The organism is Pseudothioglobus sp. nBUS_23, from assembly GCF_051201565.1.
Lineage (GTDB): Bacteria > Pseudomonadota > Gammaproteobacteria > PS1 > Pseudothioglobaceae > Pseudothioglobus.
In genome coordinates, this window is record NZ_CP179200.1 from 1,749,894 (window position 1) to 1,767,285 (window position 17,392).

General features: G+C 39.3%; 17 protein-coding genes. 16 read left to right on the top strand and 1 reads right to left on the bottom strand.

Annotated features, from left to right (window positions below):
* The first annotated feature begins 23 nt into the window (after positions 1–23).
* From ACMAZA_RS08930 to ACMAZA_RS08940, 3 genes are read left to right on the top strand one after another with little or no spacing between them, the layout of a single operon-like run.
* Entirely contained in the window at positions 24–1,061 is a 1,038-nt protein-coding gene (locus ACMAZA_RS08930) for an LLM class flavin-dependent oxidoreductase (protein WP_435188848.1), read from the top strand.
* Positions 1,062–1,072: 11 nt separating this feature from the next.
* Positions 1,073–2,542, top strand: a complete 1,470-nt coding sequence (locus tag ACMAZA_RS08935; RefSeq protein ID WP_435190502.1) for an aldehyde dehydrogenase — start codon at positions 1,073–1,075, stop codon at positions 2,540–2,542.
* A gap of 34 nt (positions 2,543–2,576) precedes the next feature.
* The gene (locus ACMAZA_RS08940; RefSeq protein ID WP_435188850.1) at positions 2,577–2,957 is read left to right on the top strand and encodes a carboxymuconolactone decarboxylase family protein; all 381 of its coding nucleotides are present in this window, start codon (positions 2,577–2,579) and stop codon (positions 2,955–2,957) included.
* Here ACMAZA_RS08940 and ACMAZA_RS08945 read toward each other — a convergent pair.
* Complete coding sequence (locus tag ACMAZA_RS08945) at positions 2,954–3,850, bottom strand: DMT family transporter (RefSeq protein ID WP_435188854.1); 897 nt, start codon at positions 3,848–3,850, stop codon at positions 2,954–2,956. The two genes, ACMAZA_RS08940 and ACMAZA_RS08945, sit on opposite strands and share 4 nt — an antisense overlap.
* Positions 3,851–4,022: 172 nt before the next feature.
* Between ACMAZA_RS08945 and dsbD the strand changes: the two genes are divergently transcribed.
* From dsbD to gpmI, 13 genes are all read left to right on the top strand, one after another.
* The gene (dsbD, locus tag ACMAZA_RS08950; protein WP_435188856.1) at positions 4,023–5,861 is read left to right on the top strand and encodes a protein-disulfide reductase DsbD; all 1,839 of its coding nucleotides are present in this window, start codon (positions 4,023–4,025) and stop codon (positions 5,859–5,861) included.
* A gap of 196 nt (positions 5,862–6,057) precedes the next feature.
* Complete coding sequence (gene accB / locus ACMAZA_RS08955; RefSeq protein ID WP_435188857.1) at positions 6,058–6,513, top strand: acetyl-CoA carboxylase biotin carboxyl carrier protein; 456 nt, start codon at positions 6,058–6,060, stop codon at positions 6,511–6,513.
* The gene (gene accC / locus ACMAZA_RS08960) at positions 6,510–7,862 is read left to right on the top strand and encodes an acetyl-CoA carboxylase biotin carboxylase subunit (protein ID WP_435188858.1); all 1,353 of its coding nucleotides are present in this window, start codon (positions 6,510–6,512) and stop codon (positions 7,860–7,862) included. The genes accB and accC overlap by 4 nt, the downstream gene beginning before the upstream one ends.
* A complete protein-coding gene (gene argC / locus ACMAZA_RS08965; protein ID WP_435188860.1) occupies positions 7,859–8,893 on the top strand; it encodes an N-acetyl-gamma-glutamyl-phosphate reductase in 1,035 nt (344 codons plus the stop codon). Before accC ends, argC begins: the two co-directional genes overlap by 4 nt.
* A gap of 38 nt (positions 8,894–8,931) precedes the next feature.
* Positions 8,932–9,285: an iron-sulfur cluster insertion protein ErpA gene (gene erpA / locus ACMAZA_RS08970; RefSeq protein WP_435188861.1), complete on the top strand. Its 354-nt coding sequence runs from the start codon at positions 8,932–8,934 to the stop codon at positions 9,283–9,285.
* Positions 9,286–9,297: 12 nt separating this feature from the next.
* The gene (locus ACMAZA_RS08975) at positions 9,298–10,434 is read left to right on the top strand and encodes a citrate synthase (protein WP_435188863.1); all 1,137 of its coding nucleotides are present in this window, start codon (positions 9,298–9,300) and stop codon (positions 10,432–10,434) included.
* Positions 10,435–10,436: 2 nt separating this feature from the next.
* Complete coding sequence (gene ubiE / locus ACMAZA_RS08980; RefSeq protein ID WP_435188865.1) at positions 10,437–11,177, top strand: bifunctional demethylmenaquinone methyltransferase/2-methoxy-6-polyprenyl-1,4-benzoquinol methylase UbiE; 741 nt, start codon at positions 10,437–10,439, stop codon at positions 11,175–11,177.
* A gap of 5 nt (positions 11,178–11,182) precedes the next feature.
* The gene (locus ACMAZA_RS08985; protein WP_435188867.1) at positions 11,183–11,698 is read left to right on the top strand and encodes an SCP2 sterol-binding domain-containing protein; all 516 of its coding nucleotides are present in this window, start codon (positions 11,183–11,185) and stop codon (positions 11,696–11,698) included.
* Positions 11,699–11,861: 163 nt separating this feature from the next.
* On the top strand, positions 11,862–13,304 hold the full coding sequence (gene ubiB, locus ACMAZA_RS08990) for a 2-polyprenylphenol 6-hydroxylase (protein ID WP_435190504.1): 1,443 nt from the start codon (positions 11,862–11,864) through the stop codon (positions 13,302–13,304).
* Between the two features lie 124 nt (positions 13,305–13,428).
* Complete coding sequence (locus ACMAZA_RS08995; protein ID WP_435188868.1) at positions 13,429–14,127, top strand: 50S ribosomal protein L25/general stress protein Ctc; 699 nt, start codon at positions 13,429–13,431, stop codon at positions 14,125–14,127.
* A gap of 48 nt (positions 14,128–14,175) precedes the next feature.
* Positions 14,176–14,742 (top strand): aminoacyl-tRNA hydrolase, encoded by a 567-nt coding sequence (pth, locus tag ACMAZA_RS09000; RefSeq protein ID WP_435188870.1) that lies wholly within the window; start codon positions 14,176–14,178, stop codon positions 14,740–14,742.
* 15 nt (positions 14,743–14,757) lie between these two features.
* The gene (gene ychF / locus ACMAZA_RS09005) at positions 14,758–15,849 is read left to right on the top strand and encodes a redox-regulated ATPase YchF (RefSeq protein ID WP_435188872.1); all 1,092 of its coding nucleotides are present in this window, start codon (positions 14,758–14,760) and stop codon (positions 15,847–15,849) included.
* Between the two features lie 12 nt (positions 15,850–15,861).
* A complete protein-coding gene (gpmI, locus tag ACMAZA_RS09010; RefSeq protein WP_435188874.1) occupies positions 15,862–17,388 on the top strand; it encodes a 2,3-bisphosphoglycerate-independent phosphoglycerate mutase in 1,527 nt (508 codons plus the stop codon).
* The last annotated feature ends 4 nt before the right edge of the window (positions 17,389–17,392 follow it).

A 17,392-nucleotide genomic window follows, 5' to 3' on the forward strand; every position in this document is an offset into this window, starting at 1 on the left:
CAAAATAAATAGGAACTGTTGAAATGGAATTTTCTTTATTTGCTCACATGGAAAGAATAGACGAAGAGCAGTCACAAAAAAGGTTGTATGATGAATTTGTTGAACTTTGTCAAATAGCTGACAGGTCAGGCTTTAAAACTATATGGAACGGTGAACACCATGGCATGAACTTTACTATTGCACCAAATCCATTTGTTAATCTCACTGATTTAGCCAATAAAACTGATAATGTTAGGCTTGGAACTGGAACAATTATTGCTCCCTTTTGGCATCCAATAAAACTTGCAGAGGAAGCAGCGATGACAGATATTATTTCAGGTGGAAGACTTGAGCTTGGAATTGCAAGAGGCGCCTACTCTTTTGAATATGATCGACTAGCGGATGGGATGGATCCTTTTTCAGCCGGCAACGCATTAAGAGAAATTGTGCCGGCAATTAAAGCCCTATGGAGGGGTGACTATACTGGCGAAGGAGAGCATTGGTCCTTTCCAAAAACAACCAGCTCGCCTAAGCCTCAGCAATCTCCAAACCCTCCAATATGGATCGCAGCCAGAGACCAAAATTCTCATGACTTTGCAGTGAAAGAAGGTTGTAATGTTCAGGTTACGCCTCTATGGCTAGGTGATGAAGAGGTTTCATCTCTAATGGAAAAATTTAATATTGCGTGTGAAAAACATAAAGATATAAAGCGACCTAAAATCATGGTCTTACGCCATACTTTTGTAGCAGAAACCGAAGAGGAGGTTCAACAAGGCGCTAAGGATATTTCTCGTTTCTATTGTTATTTTGGAGCCTGGTTCAAAAATGAACGCCCTGTTGAGCAAGGCCTAATGAAAAAGCTTTCAGAAGCAGAAATGGCAAAACTAGAAATGTATTCTCCTGAAAATATGCGTAAAAATAGCATTATTGGTTCACCTGATGAAGTTATTAAAAGAATCAAGTTTTGTGAAGATCTCGGCTATGATGAATATAGTTATTGGATTGATAGTAGCATGGATTTTGAAACAAAAAAGAAATCACTGGAGCTTTTTATAGACAAAGTTATGCCCGCATTTAATTAAATAGGTCAATGATGAAACACTTTAAACACTTCATTAATGGGAAATTTTCAGAAGGCTCAGAAAAGTTTGAGACCCTAAATCCTGCCAATGGTAAGCCATGGGCAACCTTTCCTGCAGCTTCAGAAGAAGAATCAATCTTTGCTATAGAGTCAGCTCATAATGCTCTTTATGAGGGGCAGTGGTCAAAACTAAACGCAACTCAAAGAGGTAAGTTGATTCATAGGCTCGGTGATTTAATCGCTAAAAATGCCTCAGAACTAGGAGAACTTGAAACACGGGATAGCGGAAAGCTTGCAGTTGAGACAAAAGCTCAATCAAGCTATGTAGCTGACTACTACTATTACTATGCTGGATTAGCTGACAAAATTCAAGGCGAGGTTCTCCCAATTGACAAGCCAAATATGCAGGTTTTTACTACCCGTGAACCTATTGGTGTAGTAGTTGCCATTGTGCCTTGGAATGCTCAATTATTTCTATCAGCTACTAAAATTGCCCCAGCCTTAGCTGCGGGTAACACTATAGTTGTTAAGGCTTCTGAGCAGGCTCCTGCTGCATTATTCAAATTCGCTGAATTGGTTCATGAATGTGGCTTTCCGCCAGGTGTTATCAACATCATTACAGGGTTTGCAGATCCATGTGGCAAGACTCTAACTACGCATCCTAAAGTTGCGAGAATTGCTTTTACCGGTGGCACAGAAGTTGCAAGACATATTGTAAGAAATAGTGCGGAAAACTTTGCTCATGTCAGCTTAGAGTTAGGTGGAAAATCACCTATGATTATTTTTGAAGATTGCAACATTGATGGCGCGGTTAACGGAATCATTGCTGGCAACTTTGGAGCCTCTGGACAAAGCTGTGTTGCTGGCTCAAGAGTCTTTATACAGCGTTCGATTCACTCTAAAGTAGTTGAACTTATTAAGCAGCGTGCAGAGAAGATTGTTGTTGGTAATCCACTTGATAGTAAAACTCAGGTAGGGCCTTTAGCAACAATTCATCAAGTTGAAAGAGCCTCTAAAGTAATCAATGACTCTGTGAAGCAAGGTGCCAATTTAGTTTTTGGAGGCAAGCAACCAAGCCAGCTAAAAGAAGGCTGGTATTTTGAGCCCACCCTGTTGGACTGCGCTAATCAAGAGTTTGACTGTGTAAAAACTGAACTCTTTGCACCTGTTATCAGCGTGATTGCATTCGACACAGAAGAGGAGGCAATAGCTATGGCTAATGATTCCGACTATGGTCTTGGATCTGGTGTATTTACTGAAAACTTGGCAAGGGCTCATCGGGTTAGTGCAAAAATTCACTCAGGAATTGTTTGGATCAATACTTACAGGGCTATATCTCCGATTTCTCCTTTTGGTGGAGTAAAACAAAGTGGCGGAAGTCGTGAGGCAGGAATTGATGCAATCCATGAATATACCCGGACTAAGACCACATGGATTAATACCTCTTCTGAGCCTATGAGCAATCCATTTATAATGAGGTAGTAATTTCTTAACAAAGGCAAGAATGGAGTAGATTATGGATAAAAAACTATTTGAACTGGGGCTATCAAAAAGAAAAGCCACACTTGGAAAAGAGTATGTCGAAAAAAATCTTGATGCCGCCGATGAATTCAATGAAGATTTTCAAAAACAAATGACTGAGTGGTGCTGGGGTTTTGGCTGGGGAGATGAGACAATTGAAGCCAAAACCAGATCAATGATGAATCTTACCATGCTTGCAGCACTTGGTAAAATGGATGAGTTTGAAGTTCATTTAAAAGGCGCTCTAACAAATGGTGTGAGCATTAATGAAATAAAGTCAATACTTCATGTGATTGCAATTTATTGTGGAGTTCCTCAAGGAGTTGAGTGTTTTAAAATTGCCAGAATGGTGTTGGAAGAGGAAGGCGAACTTTAGCTTTGGATACTCCTCAAAGATTTTTTTGAGGATGTTATTGCGACACCCAGGGAAATAAGGATAACCCCAACCAAAGCACTAAATCCAATAGTTTCATCAAATAAAAACCAAGCCTGAATCGTAACTAGTGGGGCAACTAAATAAAAATAACTTCCAACTTTAGCAGCGGCGCCTTGTTTAATCATTGTCATGAGCAAGAAAATTGCTCCGACTGAAAGCGCGAGCACTTGCCAAGCTAAAGTAAATATAAAAGAACTTGTCCAGTAAACCTCCCCAGTTTCAAAAAAAACAGCAATGAAGGCACACAAAAGCAAGGCGCTAAAATACTGAACCCATGTCCCGCTAATTAAATCCATATCATTACAAAATCTTTTCTGATAAACAGCTCCAGCTGAGATCCCAAACAAAGATGCAACTACAGCAATGACTGCCCAAATCGAAAAACCATCAAAAGCAAGCTCATTGGTCAAATCTATCCTATCAAATAAAACCAGGTATAAACCTATGAGTCCAATTATGAGCCCTGTCCATTGCATCTTTGATACTTGCTCTTTTAATATAACGCCAGCCATAAGGGCCATACCCAATGGCTGCAACCCAATAATCATAGAACTAAGTCCTGCTGGCATTCCCCACTGGATTGCCTGAAAAACACCACCCAGATAGACTCCATGGATTAGAGCACCTACTATCATAAGGTGGAAATACCCCGGCTTAGAAGTTGGCCAAGGGCTTTTTTTGAAACGAATGATGAAAAACAAAATTAAAAGCGTAAATATTGTGCGATACGTTAGCAAGGTGAAAGGCTCCGCATAGGCCAGGCCGTACTTGGCAGCAATAAACCCTGTACTCCAAATCCATACAAAAATCCAGGGAATTAATTTTGAGTTCATTTATGTTTGCCCTAAAAGGCTTTGTGGCAGCTTTTCATTCATTAAATATGCAATTTTAGATAGCAGTTTTCAAGTTGATTTTATAGATAAAACTCGCCCACTATAAAGAAACCCAATATAGCAGATGGTTTGATTAGACTATAATTAAATCTTTTATTAATTTGTGAAATTAATGATGCGTGTTTGGCTAATTAGCTTTTTGATAATACTGAATGTTTTTTCGCAATCTTCAGCAGAAACAGATTCAATTAACAACCAGCTAAGCTCACAAAGCTCCCAAGATATTTCGTCCCTAGCCCTAAGCAAAGAAGGACAAAAAATCAACCACCCTTTGCCAGTAGATCAAGCTTTTGATTTGAGTGCTGTTCTTTTGGACAACAATATATTGATTGTTCGGTGGCTTGTTCAACCTGACTATTATATCTACAAAGATAAAATTTCTTTTTCTTTTGATGAGGCTTCTGTTGAACAAATTACATTCCCAAATGCAACAATTAAGAATGATGAGTTTTTCGGCGAGGTAAGGGTATATAACACACCACTAGAAATCCAAATTGAGTTAAATAATGTTACTAGAACCCCTGTGTTTGTTGCCATTGAGCACCAAGGATGCTGGGAAGGGGGAGTTTGTTATCCCCCTCAGTTTGACAGGCTGGAAGTAAGTTACGAAGGATCAAAAAAAGCTCCTGTACCAGCTACTGAGATGGTCACAGATCTTGAAAGCAAAGTATCTGAAACATTTCAACAGGGTGGCATAGCTCTACTTATTGCCGCATTTTTAGCTGGACTTGCACTATCCTGGACGCCCTGTGTCTATCCAATGGTACCAATATTATCTGGAATTATTATCGGGCAAAAAGAAAAGCCTACTAATTTTAATGCTCTCTTAATGTCGATCACTTTTGTCCTCTCGATGTCATTGGCATATGGTTTAATTGGTGCATCTGCAGGCTACTTTGGAGCAGGCATAAATCTACAAGCAATTATGCAAACTCCATGGGTGCTTTTTGCCTCAAGTTGTCTTTTTATTTTGCTCGCCTTATCAATGTTTGGCCTGTACGATATTCAACTGCCATCAGGGGTTCAAACTAAACTGACAAGCATTAGTAATTCTCAATCGGGGGGAAGCTTTGTAGGCGTCAGCATAATGGGATTCTTGTCTGCATTAATTGTTGGACCCTGTGTTACTCCTTTTCTAGCAACTGCATTAAGCTATGTGGTTGCTGGCGGAAGTGCAGCAAAAGGCGGAGCAGGTTTGTTTGCAATGGGCCTAGGTATGGGGGTTCCACTAATAATAATTTGCGGCTGGGGGGTCAATGCGCTGCCAAAAGCTGGCCCATGGATGGAAAATGTTAAGAGAATTTTTGGCTTTGCAATGATTGCTGTAGCACTTTATCTTTTAGATAGAATCCTGTACCCAATACTGTCATTAATTTTATGGGCCCTCTTATTTACTATTGCTCCTATAATGCTTGGAGCATTTAAAAGCTTAAGCAAACCAGTGAGTTTGCTAAGTTTGGTCTTTAAACTCTTTTCCATTTTAATTCTAATTTATGGCCTGATGTTATGGCTATTAGTATTTAAAGGAGGAGGCGAAATACAGCAACCTCTAGACACAATAATCTATGGAGACAAGATTGATGAGGACAGTAGTGTTGAATTCCAATTAGTCGATAATGAAGCCCAACTAAATTCTATTATTTCAAAAAACAGATCAAATGAGAGCCTACTAGTGCTTAAGTTTTATGCTGAGTGGTGCATATCCTGCAAAAAAATGGAACGAGTTGTCTTTAAAGATGCAGTGGTCAGTGAGTCCCTCGAAGACGCAATGACTTATACTCTTGACGTAACAAAAAATACAGAAACTAATCAATCTATATTGTCAAGATTCTCACTTGTAGGCCCTCCTGCAATTTTGTTTTTTAAGGATGGAAAAGAAATAAGATCTCAAAGAATTATTGGAGAAGTGAGCGCGAAAGATCTGAAAAATCGATTAAATAATCTGCTCTAAACAAATAACAAATTCCTCTAAATGTTTCTATTTTGAGGCTATATTAAGCTATTTGATGGTAAAATTCATAACTTTGACGTTACAAATAATAATATTTTCTTAGGCTTAGGCTAAACATTTTTAAGCCAAAACATGAACTTACAAATATTTTAGCTTGTGCTAAATATAAACATTTAAATTTAAAATAGGAGCATCGATGGATATTCGAAAAGTTAAAAAACTAATGGAGCTTCTGGAAGAGTCTGGAATGGCTGAAATTGAGATTAAAGAAGGTGAAGAATCAGTCAAAATCTCAAGGTATGGCGCTTCACCTGCGCCCTCACTAACGCCAGTACAGTCTTTCGTTCCTCAACAGCCTGTTTCAACTCCTGCGCCTGTTGCAACTAGTCCTGTAGTGACTGCTGAAAATCAAACAAGCGACCAGTCTATTGTCTCGCCTATGGTTGGCACATTTTATTCAGCCCCGTCACCTACAGCAAAACCATTTGTCACTATTGGTCAAAAAATAAATCAGGGTGATACAGTAGGAATAATAGAGGCTATGAAAATAATGAACCAAATAGAGGCTGATCAATCAGGCACGGTAACTGAAATACTTATCAAAGATGGTGAAGCTGTTGAATTTGGGCAACCATTAATAGTCATCGAATGAGCTCCATAAAAAAAGTCTTAATAGCGAATCGGGGGGAAATTGCGCTGAGAATCCTCAGAGCCTGTAAGGAGCTTGGAATTCAAACGGTTGCAGTATATTCAACTGCAGATAAAGACTTAAAGCATGTCAGATTAGCCGATGAGGCCGTATGTATTGGACCCCACCCTTCAATAAAAAGCTATCTTAATATTCCAGCAATCATTAGTGCTGCTGAAGTAACTCATTCTGACGCAATTCATCCAGGCTACGGGTTTTTATCCGAGAATGCAGACTTTGCAGAACAAGTAGAGCAAAGTGGTTTTATTTTTATTGGCCCAAAAGCAGAAAATATAAGGGTCATGGGTGATAAAGTAGCTGCCATTGAGGCAATGAAGAGTTCTGGCGTGCCTTGCGTTCCAGGCTCTGATGGCGCACTAGATGAAAATGAAAAAAGAAGTATTAAACTTGCAAAAGAAATCGGACTTCCAATAATCATCAAAGCCTCTGGCGGCGGTGGGGGTCGAGGCATGCGCGTGGTTGAGTCTGAAAAAGACCTTATTGATTCAATCAAGCTCACACAGTCAGAAGCTCTAAGTTTTTTTGGAAATGGCGAAGTTTATATGGAAAAATTTCTTACAACTCCTCGTCATGTTGAAATTCAAGTCCTCGCAGATCAGCATGGAAACGCTATTCATCTCGGTGAAAGAGACTGCTCTATGCAAAGACGCCATCAAAAAGTCGTTGAAGAAGCTCCTGCTCCAGGCATATCCCCAGAGCTTAGGAATAAAATTGGAAACATCTGCGCCGAAGCTTGTAAAAAAATTAATTATCGAGGCGCCGGTACGTTCGAGTTTCTTTTTGACAATGATCAGTTCTACTTTATTGAAATGAATACAAGAGTTCAAGTTGAACATCCAGTAACTGAAATGATTACTGGAGTTGATATTGTTCGCGAACAAATATTAATTGCAGGCGGCGACAAATTGTCTCTTACTCAGGATGACATCGAAATTAAGGGCCATGCCATTGAGTGCAGAATTAATGCCGAGGATCCTGAAACATTTATGCCTTCTCCAGGAAAGATTACTCAGTACCATGCGGCTGGAGGTCTGGGAGTTAGGATAGACTCTCATATCTATAATGGCTATAATGTTCCTCCCCATTATGACTCAATGATTGGAAAGGTCATAACTTATGGAGAAACTCGAGAGAACGCTATTGTTAAAATGCAAAACGCTCTTGATGAAATGGTTATTGATGGAATCAAAACAAATATCCCGCTGCAAAGATTAATTATGGATGATAAAGTCTTTAAAAAAGGAGGAATGAACATACATTATCTTGAAAAGATGCTTGGAGAAGAAGAATGAAACTTAAGGTTGGAATAATTGGTGGTTCTGGTTATACCGGCATAGAACTTTTACGTCTGCTGCACCAACACCCAGGCGCCGAGGTCCACGCAATTACCTCCAGAGCTCTTCAAGGCAAGAAGCTCTATGAAGTTTTTCCAAATATGCATGGAATGTCGGACTTATCTTATCTTTTGCCTGATGATGAAAAATTATTTGAATGCGATGTCGTTTTTTTTGCTACACCTCACGGTGTTGCAATGAATAGTGCTGGTTTATTTTTGGAGAGAAATATTAAAGTTATAGACCTGGGTGCTGACTTCAGAATTACTGATTCAGCTATTTGGTCCGAATGGTACAACATGGAGCATACTCAAGAGTCTCTATTGAATGAAGCAGTCTACGGACAACCTGAAATAAAAAGAAGTGCAATTAAAGACGCTCGACTAATTGCAAATCCTGGCTGCTACCCTACAGCTGTAATTCTTGCTTTAAAACCTCTTCTTGAGAACAACCTCATTGATCCTTCCAATATCATTGCAGATTGTAAATCAGGTGCAAGTGGTGCTGGTCGAAATGCAAATCAAGCCACTCTTCTTTGTGAAATTACTGAAAGCTTTAAACCTTATGGTATTAGCGGACACAGGCATTTTCCTGAAATTAAACAAGAGCTTGAATCTATTTCTGGGGGCACTATTGGACTCACATTTACCCCGCATTTAGTTCCAATGAGTCGCGGCATTGAAGCTACAATTTATGCTGACCTGATTGGCTCTGATACTGATATCTTAACTTGCTACGAAAATGCCTACGAAAACGAAGAATTTGTTAAAATATTACCTGAAGGTGTCTATCCTGAAACCCGCTCAGTCAAATCTTCGAACTATTGTCAGATTTCAATTCAGTACGTTGAGCACAGCAACAAGCTTGTAATTATGTCTGTGATTGATAACCTGGGCAAGGGTGCAGCAGGACAGGCAATACAAAATATGAACTTAATGTTTGGACTTGACGAAAAAGAGGGTCTGTTAGAAATTGGACTTTTGCCATAACATTAATTCAAGTAGTAAAGATCAATTAGAGGTAACCAATGGAAGCAACAGAAATATTAGACGAAGCTGACATAGTTTTTAGTGATAGTGCGGCCAGTAGAGTCGCTCAACTCATTAAAGAGGAAAAAAATCCAGAATTAAGGCTGCGAGTATATATTACTGGGGGTGGATGCTCTGGTTTTTCCTATGGTTTCACTTTTGATGAAAATCTTAAAGAGGGTGACAGTGGTGTTAACAAAAAAGGAGTTCAATTAGTAATTGATCCTATGAGCTATCAGTATCTGATGGGCTCTACAGTTGACTATCTTGAAGACCTACAGGGGGCTAGATTTGTTGTAAGCAATCCGAACGCCAAAACCACATGTGGTTGCGGCTCTTCTTTTTCAATTTAGCGAGCAAACATTATGACAGAATACATACCAGGACTAGCAGGCGTCCCCGCAACCAAATCTGCAATCTCTTCAATTGACGGTGAAAAAGGAATACTAGCTTATAGAGGCTATTCCATTCAAGATCTCGTTGAGCATTCTTCTTTTGAAGAAACAGCCCTTTTGCTAATGAATGGGGAACTCCCTACTCCAAAAGAGCTCACAAACTTTAAAAACATCTTAAAAAAACGTAACGAAGTCAAGCGTAAAATTCGCCATTTACTCTGGTCACTTCCTTCAACTGGACACTCCATGGATGTCCTTCAAACTGCAATAGCGTCTATGGCTACTTTCTATCCAGATGCTGGAGCTGCGGAACCAGATTCTTCTTATACACAAAACGCACTTATAAAAATTATCTCTAATATGAGCACCTTGGTTGCAATGTGGACTCGTATAAGTAGAGGGTATGATCCAATACCTCCAAGCAAAACAATGTCTTATGCAGAAAACTTTATGTATATGTGCTTTGGAGAGGAGTCTGACCCTGAGATTGTTGCGCTTCTAGATGCTTCATTAATCTTACATGCTGAGCACACAATCAATGCGTCCACCTTCTCAACAATGGTAACAGCATCTTCGCTTGCAAATCCTTTTGCTTCAATTGCTGCTGGTGTTGGAACTCTTGCAGGGCCCTTACATGGAAATGCAAACGAAAATGTGCTCATAATGCTTGATGAAATTGGCTCTCCAAAAAACGCGCGTAAATGGATCGAAGGCAGGCTCAAAAACAAGCAAGTTATTTGGGGCATGGGTCATCGTGAGTATAAAACTAAGGACCCTAGGGCGACTATCCTTGAGAAAATGATTAAAACTTACATCAAGAAAAATGGGCTTGCTTTATCTAACCGTTTCGAAACAGCCCTTGAGGTTGAAAGTATCTGTAATGAGCTTTTATCTCAAAAGGGGGTTTATCCTAATGTAGACTTTTATTCAGGCATACTTTACTCAGAAATCTTCAACTTTACCAAAGAACACTTCACGTCTATCTTTGCCATGGCGCGATCAGCAGGCTGGGTTGCTCACTGGCATGAACAAGTAAGTGACAACAGAATATTTAGACCCACTCAAATATACACTGGCGCTGATTTCAGGGACTACCCCTCTAAGTAATAATGGCAAAGACAACTCACTTTGGCTATAAAGAGGTCGATGTTGAAAAAAAACAAGGTCTGGTAAAAGGAGTATTTGACTCAGTAGCAGGGAAATATGATCTCATGAATGATGTCATGTCGATGGGGACTCATAGGCTTTGGAAAAACTATACGATTGCAAGTAGCAATGTAAAAGAGGGCGACCATGTTCTTGATATTGCTGGTGGCACAGGAGACCTTGCAATCAAGTTTAGAAAAAAAGTTGGACCTGAAGGCAAAGTTATTCTCTCAGATATCAATGACTCAATGCTATTGGAGGGAAGAAAAAACCTTTTAAATCATGGCGTCATTGATGTTGACTTTGTTCAGGCAAATGCTGAATCACTTCCCTTTGAGGACAATTCCTTTGATTGTGTTAGCATAGCATTTGGCTTGAGAAACGTCACACATAAAGATGCGGCATTAAAACAAATGCATAGAGTTCTCAAGAAAGGTGGTACTCTGTTAATCCTAGAGTTCTCTAAGGTTGAAAACAAGACTCTAGAAAAAATTTATGACCTCTACTCGTTCAATCTAATTCCAAAATTTGGTGAATTTTTTGCCAATGATGAGGATAGTTATCAATATCTTGCTGAATCAATTCGAAAACACCCTAACCAAGAGACATTGAAAAATATGGTCCTTGATGCAGGTTTTGAATTTTGTGAATACCATAACCTCACTGGAGGCATAGTTGCACTTCATAAAGCAATTAAAGCCTAACCAAAATGTTTCGCCTGACTATTGAAAAATCTCTGAATCATTTAATTAATGCTAACAATATTGATTTAAATCATATCGATAACAAAATAGTCAGTTTTAGAGTAGATGAGATAGACTTAACCTTATTTTTTCTTTGTCTAAACTCACGTATTTTTGTAATTGACAATCAACAAAACAAAAAGGTTGATATTTCGGTGACTCTGACTAAATCCTCATTTGTGGCTATATTCAATGGAGCCTCACTAGAAGAGCTTGTTGAAAATGATGAAATTGAAATCAATGGTAGTGTTAATACCGCTCAACAACTAGCAAACTTATTATCGTCTTCTTCAATTGATATTGAGGAGCTTATTTCACAATATGCTGGGGACATACTAGCTCACCAAATAGGCCGAGCCTTTAGGCAAATAAAAAAGGCCTCTGTTGGTAATGACGATTCAATAATTAATACTATAAAGGACGAAATAAATACGGTGTTAATTGCTCCTAGTCGCTCTAAAATTTTCAAAGGTAGGGCCTAACAATGAAAAGCTTGTTTCGTTTTGCAGGAATATTGAGAACACTTATCAGATATAGGTTAGATCATTTAATACTGTCTACATCTTTTCTTAAAAGCCTTAGGCCTTTAATATACCTAACACCTTGGCACTATTTTCCTAGCAAAAAACTGGCCAGGGCGAAAGGATTCGACTTGCACTTGAGGAGCTCGGACCAATTTTTATTAAATTTGGACAGACATTGTCTACCCGAAGAGACCTTCTTCCAGATGATATTGGTGTTGAGCTAGCCAAACTCCAAGACAAATGCCCTCCATTCCCTGCTGCAGAGTCCAAACTAATTATTGAAAAAGCACTCGGTGATAAAACCTCGAATCTTTTTTCATCATTTGATGAATCCCCTCTTGCCTCAGCCTCTATTGCCCAAGTCCATACTGCGGTGACTCAAAATGGGGAAGAAATAATTATTAAAGTTGTGCGCCCAGGCATTGAAAAACAAATCAAAAGAGATGTCCGACTTCTTTATGCTTTAGCTACTCTTGCTGAAAAACACAGCGATGGAAAAAGGCTTAGACCCAAGGAGGCTGTAAAGGAGTTTGAAGGAATTATTTACAACGAACTGAACATGATGGTGGAGGCGGCCAATGCCTCGCTTCTTGGTAAAAACTTTAATAATTCCGATCTTCTATATGTCCCCAAAGTTCATTGGGATCTTTGTCGATCAAATATTTTGGTGACGGAGCGAATCTATGGAACACCCGTCAATGACATAGAAGCGCTAAAGAAGAAAAATGTTGACTTTAAGTCTCTTGCCGAGGATGGAGTAATTATATTTTTTACCCAGGTCTTTGACCACAATTTTTTTCATGCCGATATGCACCCAGGAAATATTTTTGTTGGTGAAAACAACCAATATACTGGGGTGGACTTTGGAATTATGGGCACCCTAACTGAGGCTGATCAATATTATTTAGCCCAAAACTTTATGGCATTTTTTAATCAAGACTACAAGCGGGTTGCACAAGTTCACCTTGAGTCTGGTTGGATACCCGAGGGAACTAATGTAATGGAATTTGAAAATGCTATCAGAAGCGTCTGCGAACCAATCTTTGAAAAGCCATTAAGTGAAATTTCCTTTGGACAAGTTTTACTAAGCCTTTTAAAAGAAGCCAAACGCTTTGATATGGAAGTTCAGCCTCAACTGCTTTTGCTATATAAAACGCTGCTTAACATAGAAGGCTTAGGACGCTCTCTTTATCCTGATCTTGATCTCTGGGCTACTGCAAAACCTTACCTTGAAAAACTAGCTAAAGAAAAATTCAGTTTTAAAGGCACTCTCAATAAAATATCTGACCAGCTGCCTCAGATCGTATCAGAATTACCTGAAATACCAATGCTAGTAATTAATGCCCTCAAGCAGATCGAAAGTGGGGCCTTAAAGACTGAAAATTCAAAGAAACAAACAGAGGCGATAGTAAAACAATTGAGAGAAAACGCCTCTAAACAAAGATTGGGCTTGTTTGCGATTTCATTTCTTATAATTTCTGTGTATTTTGCCTCTCAATTAGCCTGGTCCTTTGCTATTCCCAGCGCAACGCTATGCGTTATTTTTTGGCTTAAGTCTAGATAGATAAAATTAGCTATATAAAAAGAATTTCGGGTAAAATATCACCTCTTGCCTGTTTGGTCGCAAAATAGGCAACTATAGATACACCGCTTGAAGTGGTGTTTTTTCATATATTGGAGAACTCAAAATGAGTATTACTGTAAACGCAACAGAGCGTGAAGACCAGGGGAAAGGTGCGAGCCGCCGCCTGAGAAAAGAAGAAAAAGTGCCTAGTATTATTTATGGTGGAAAGAAAGAGCCACAAATGGTAACACTAAGCATTCACGAAATTACCCACCTATTAGAAGATGAAAATACATTCACTTCAGTTTTAGACTTAGTAGTAGGCGAATCAACTGATTCGGTTGTTTTAAAAGATATTCAACGCCATCCAGCCAAAAATACCATCACTCATGTAGACTTTTTACGTGTTGATGCTAAACAAACTCTTGTCACTACTACGCCACTTCACTTTGTAGGAGTGGAAGAAAACGAAGCCTTAAGGCTGGGCAATATGCTAAACCAGTTTGTTGTTTCGATTGAGATTTCATGTCTACCTAAAGACTTACCTCACGGTATTGACGTAGATGTAAGTAGTCTTGAGGTTGGCGATCATCTTTCATTAACCGATCTTGTCTTGCCAGAGGGTGTTGTTATTAATGCCTTGCAACATGAGGATGTTGAGGCACACGACCAGACTGTATGTTCAGTGTCGGAGCCGAAAGTAGTTGAGGAAGAAGAAGAAATTATTGAGGATGGTGAATCTGAAGAGGGTGGTGAAGACTCAGCAGAAGACTCTGCAGACTCTGCAGATTCAGACTCAAAAGATGGTGACGACAACGAATAAAGTATCGTCAGTCTTATTGGCTCAACAAGCGTAAAATGAAGCGCTGTAATGATTAAACTAATTGTTGGACTGGGTAATCCCGGAAAAAATTATCAGGAACATCGTCACAATGCAGGCTTTTGGTTTGTTGAGTCACTAGCTTCTTTAAATGACTCCAAGTTTACGAGTCAGTCAAAGTTTCTAGGTGAATCATCAGATCTTAACCTAAACTCAAATAAAGTTTTTCTGTTGAAGCCCCAAACCTTTATGAATAATTCTGGTGGCTCAATAAAAAGCTTTTTAAACTACTATGACATTTCACCAGAAGAGACTTTGGTTGTTCATGACGAGCTCGACTTGCCTGTTGGAATTGTCAAATTAAAACTGGGTGGTGGCCATGGTGGCCATAATGGCCTAAGGGACGTCATGAAAGCCCTTGGATCAAAAAATTTCTATCGCCTTCGAATCGGAATTGAGCACCCTGGATCTAAAAATGAAGTTGTTGACTATGTTTTAAATGCTCCTAGCAAATCAGAGCTATGCGCCATTAAAGAGAGCATATCAAGGGCTAGTAAAATTGTTGAATTATTAGTTAAAGGTAGTTTTGAAGAGGCCATGAAGGCTCTTCATACATAACATTGGAGAAATATAATGGGCTTTAAGTGTGGAATTGTTGGACTTCCAAATGTTGGCAAGTCAACACTCTTTAATGCGCTCACAAAGGCTGGAATCGACTCAGAAAACTATCCTTTTTGTACTATAGAGCCAAATATTGGTATTGTTCCAGTAAACGACACTCGACTTCAAAGCCTCGCTGAAATTGCAAAACCTGAAAAAATACTCCCAACCACAATGGAGTTTGTTGATATTGCAGGGCTGGTAGAAGGCGCGTCCAAGGGTGAAGGTCTTGGAAATCAATTCCTCTCAAATATCAGAGAAACAGATGCTATTCTTCATTTGGTTCGTTGTTTTGAAAATGATGACATTATTCATGTTTCAGGAAAAGTCAGCCCTTTAGATGACATTGAAACAATTAATACTGAGCTTGCACTTGCGGATCTATTTAGTGCTGAAAAAGTCTATCAAAAAGCATTGAAAAACTCAAAGGCGGGACAGAAAGAAGGCCTACCTTTAAAAAACTTACTCGAAAAAATCCTTCCAGTTCTAGAAGAGGGCTTAGCCATCAGATCTTTAGACTTTAATGAAGAGGAAGCAAAGCTTCTTAAAAGCCTTCAACTCTTAACTTCTAAGCCTGTACTTTATGTTGCAAATGTTAACGAAGATGGGTTTGATAACAATCCACATCTGGCTAAATTATTAGAATACGCAAGCTCAGAAAATAGCCAGGTTGTATCTGTCTGTGCAGATATTGAGGCTGAGATTGCCGAACTTGACGAGGAAGACAAACAAGGCTTTTTAGATGAAATGGGTCAAACCGAGTCTGGACTTGATCGATTAATAAAAGCAGGCTACAGGCTTCTTGGACTGCACACTTATTTTACTGCTGGCCCAAAAGAAGTCAAAGCCTGGACAATTAACATTGGAGATTCAGCCCCTGTAGCCGCGGGTAAAATACATGGTGACTTTGAGAAAGGCTTTATTCGCGCTGAAACAATTTCATACACCGACTATATTGAGCACTCTGGAGAAAAGGGGGCAAAAGATGCTGGAAAGTTACGCTCCGAAGGAAAAGATTATGTTGTCAAAGATGGAGATGTAGTTCATTTTTTATTTAATGTTTAAGTACCGAGTCTGATGGAAAAAACAAAACTACTTTTAATCTTAGATGGGTGGGGTTATTCGAGTGATACCTCTAATAATGCTATTGCCCTAGCAGATACGCCTAATTGGGATCATTTTATAGAGAATTATCCAAACACCCTTATTGGCACCTCTGGAAACAGCGTAGGTCTTCCAGATGGACAAATGGGTAACTCTGAGGTTGGCCACCTGACTATTGGCTCGGGAAGAATTATTGAGCAGGATTTTACAAGAATTGAAAATTCAATAAAGTCTGGTGATTTTTTTTCCAATGAAGTGCTATGTAAAGCCCTTGCCTCAGCAAGTGAAAAAGGAAAGGCTGTGCATGTTCTCGGACTGCTATCCGATGGAGGTGTTCACTCACACCAAGATCATATCTTTGCGGCTCTTAAGCTTGCCAAAGAGAAAAAATGTGACAAGGTCTATATCCATATTTTTACTGATGGGCGCGATACGCCGCCTAATAGTGCCTCAACTTATGTCAACGACCTAGAGAAACAAATTTCCGAAATAGGAGTCGGTAAAATTGTATCAATTGCTGGACGCTTTTATGCAATGGACAGGGATAATCGCTGGGAAAGGGTTTCAAAAGCCTATAAACTTATATCACAAGGAGTTGGCGAGCGACAAGCAAGCAATGCCCAAGAAGCTATTCAAAAGGCTTATGACCTAGGCGAAAATGATGAATTTCTATCGCCAACATCAATAGGCAGCCCTGTTAGGTTAGAGGATGGCGACCTAATGATTTTTATGAATTATCGAGCTGATAGAGCAAGAGAAATAACTCAAGCCCTTGCAATGTCCAGATTTGATGCGTTCAATCGAGAATATTTTGCTGAGTGCACTTTTGTCTGTCTTACAGAATATAAAAAAGACTTTGGTCTTGATTGTGCGTTCCCGCCGATATCTGTCAAAAACACTCTAGGGGATTGCGTGTCAGATCTTGGATTTAAGCAGCTTAGAATAGCTGAAACTGAAAAATATGCGCATGTTACTTTTTTCTTCAATGGTGGTGTTGAAGAAAGTCTTCCTGGTGAAGATAGAAAGCTTATTCAGTCGCCCAAAGTAAAAACTTATGATCTGCAACCGGAGATGAGTGCATTCGAACTCACAGAAGATCTTATTTCTGAGATTAATGCTCAAAAATATAGCCTTATTATATGCAACTTTGCAAACACCGACATGGTTGGACATACTGGGAAACTCGAAGCGGCGATTAAGGCTGTAGAAGCTGTTGATAGCTGTCTTGGAAAAATCCATCGTGCAGCTAAAGAAACAAAAACAGAGGTTTTAATTACTGCTGACCATGGAAATGCAGAACAGATGACAGACTCTATAACTCAGAAAAGCCATACTGCTCATACAACTAATCCGGTTCCATTAATTTATATTGGTGAAAAGAAAAGTTCGCTATTAGGTCCACATATTGGTACACTGGCAGACATAGCGCCAACTCTTTTGTCGCTCATGAACATTGAGCAGCCAAGCGAGATGTCAGGAAAAAGCCTTCTAACTAATTAGTGGA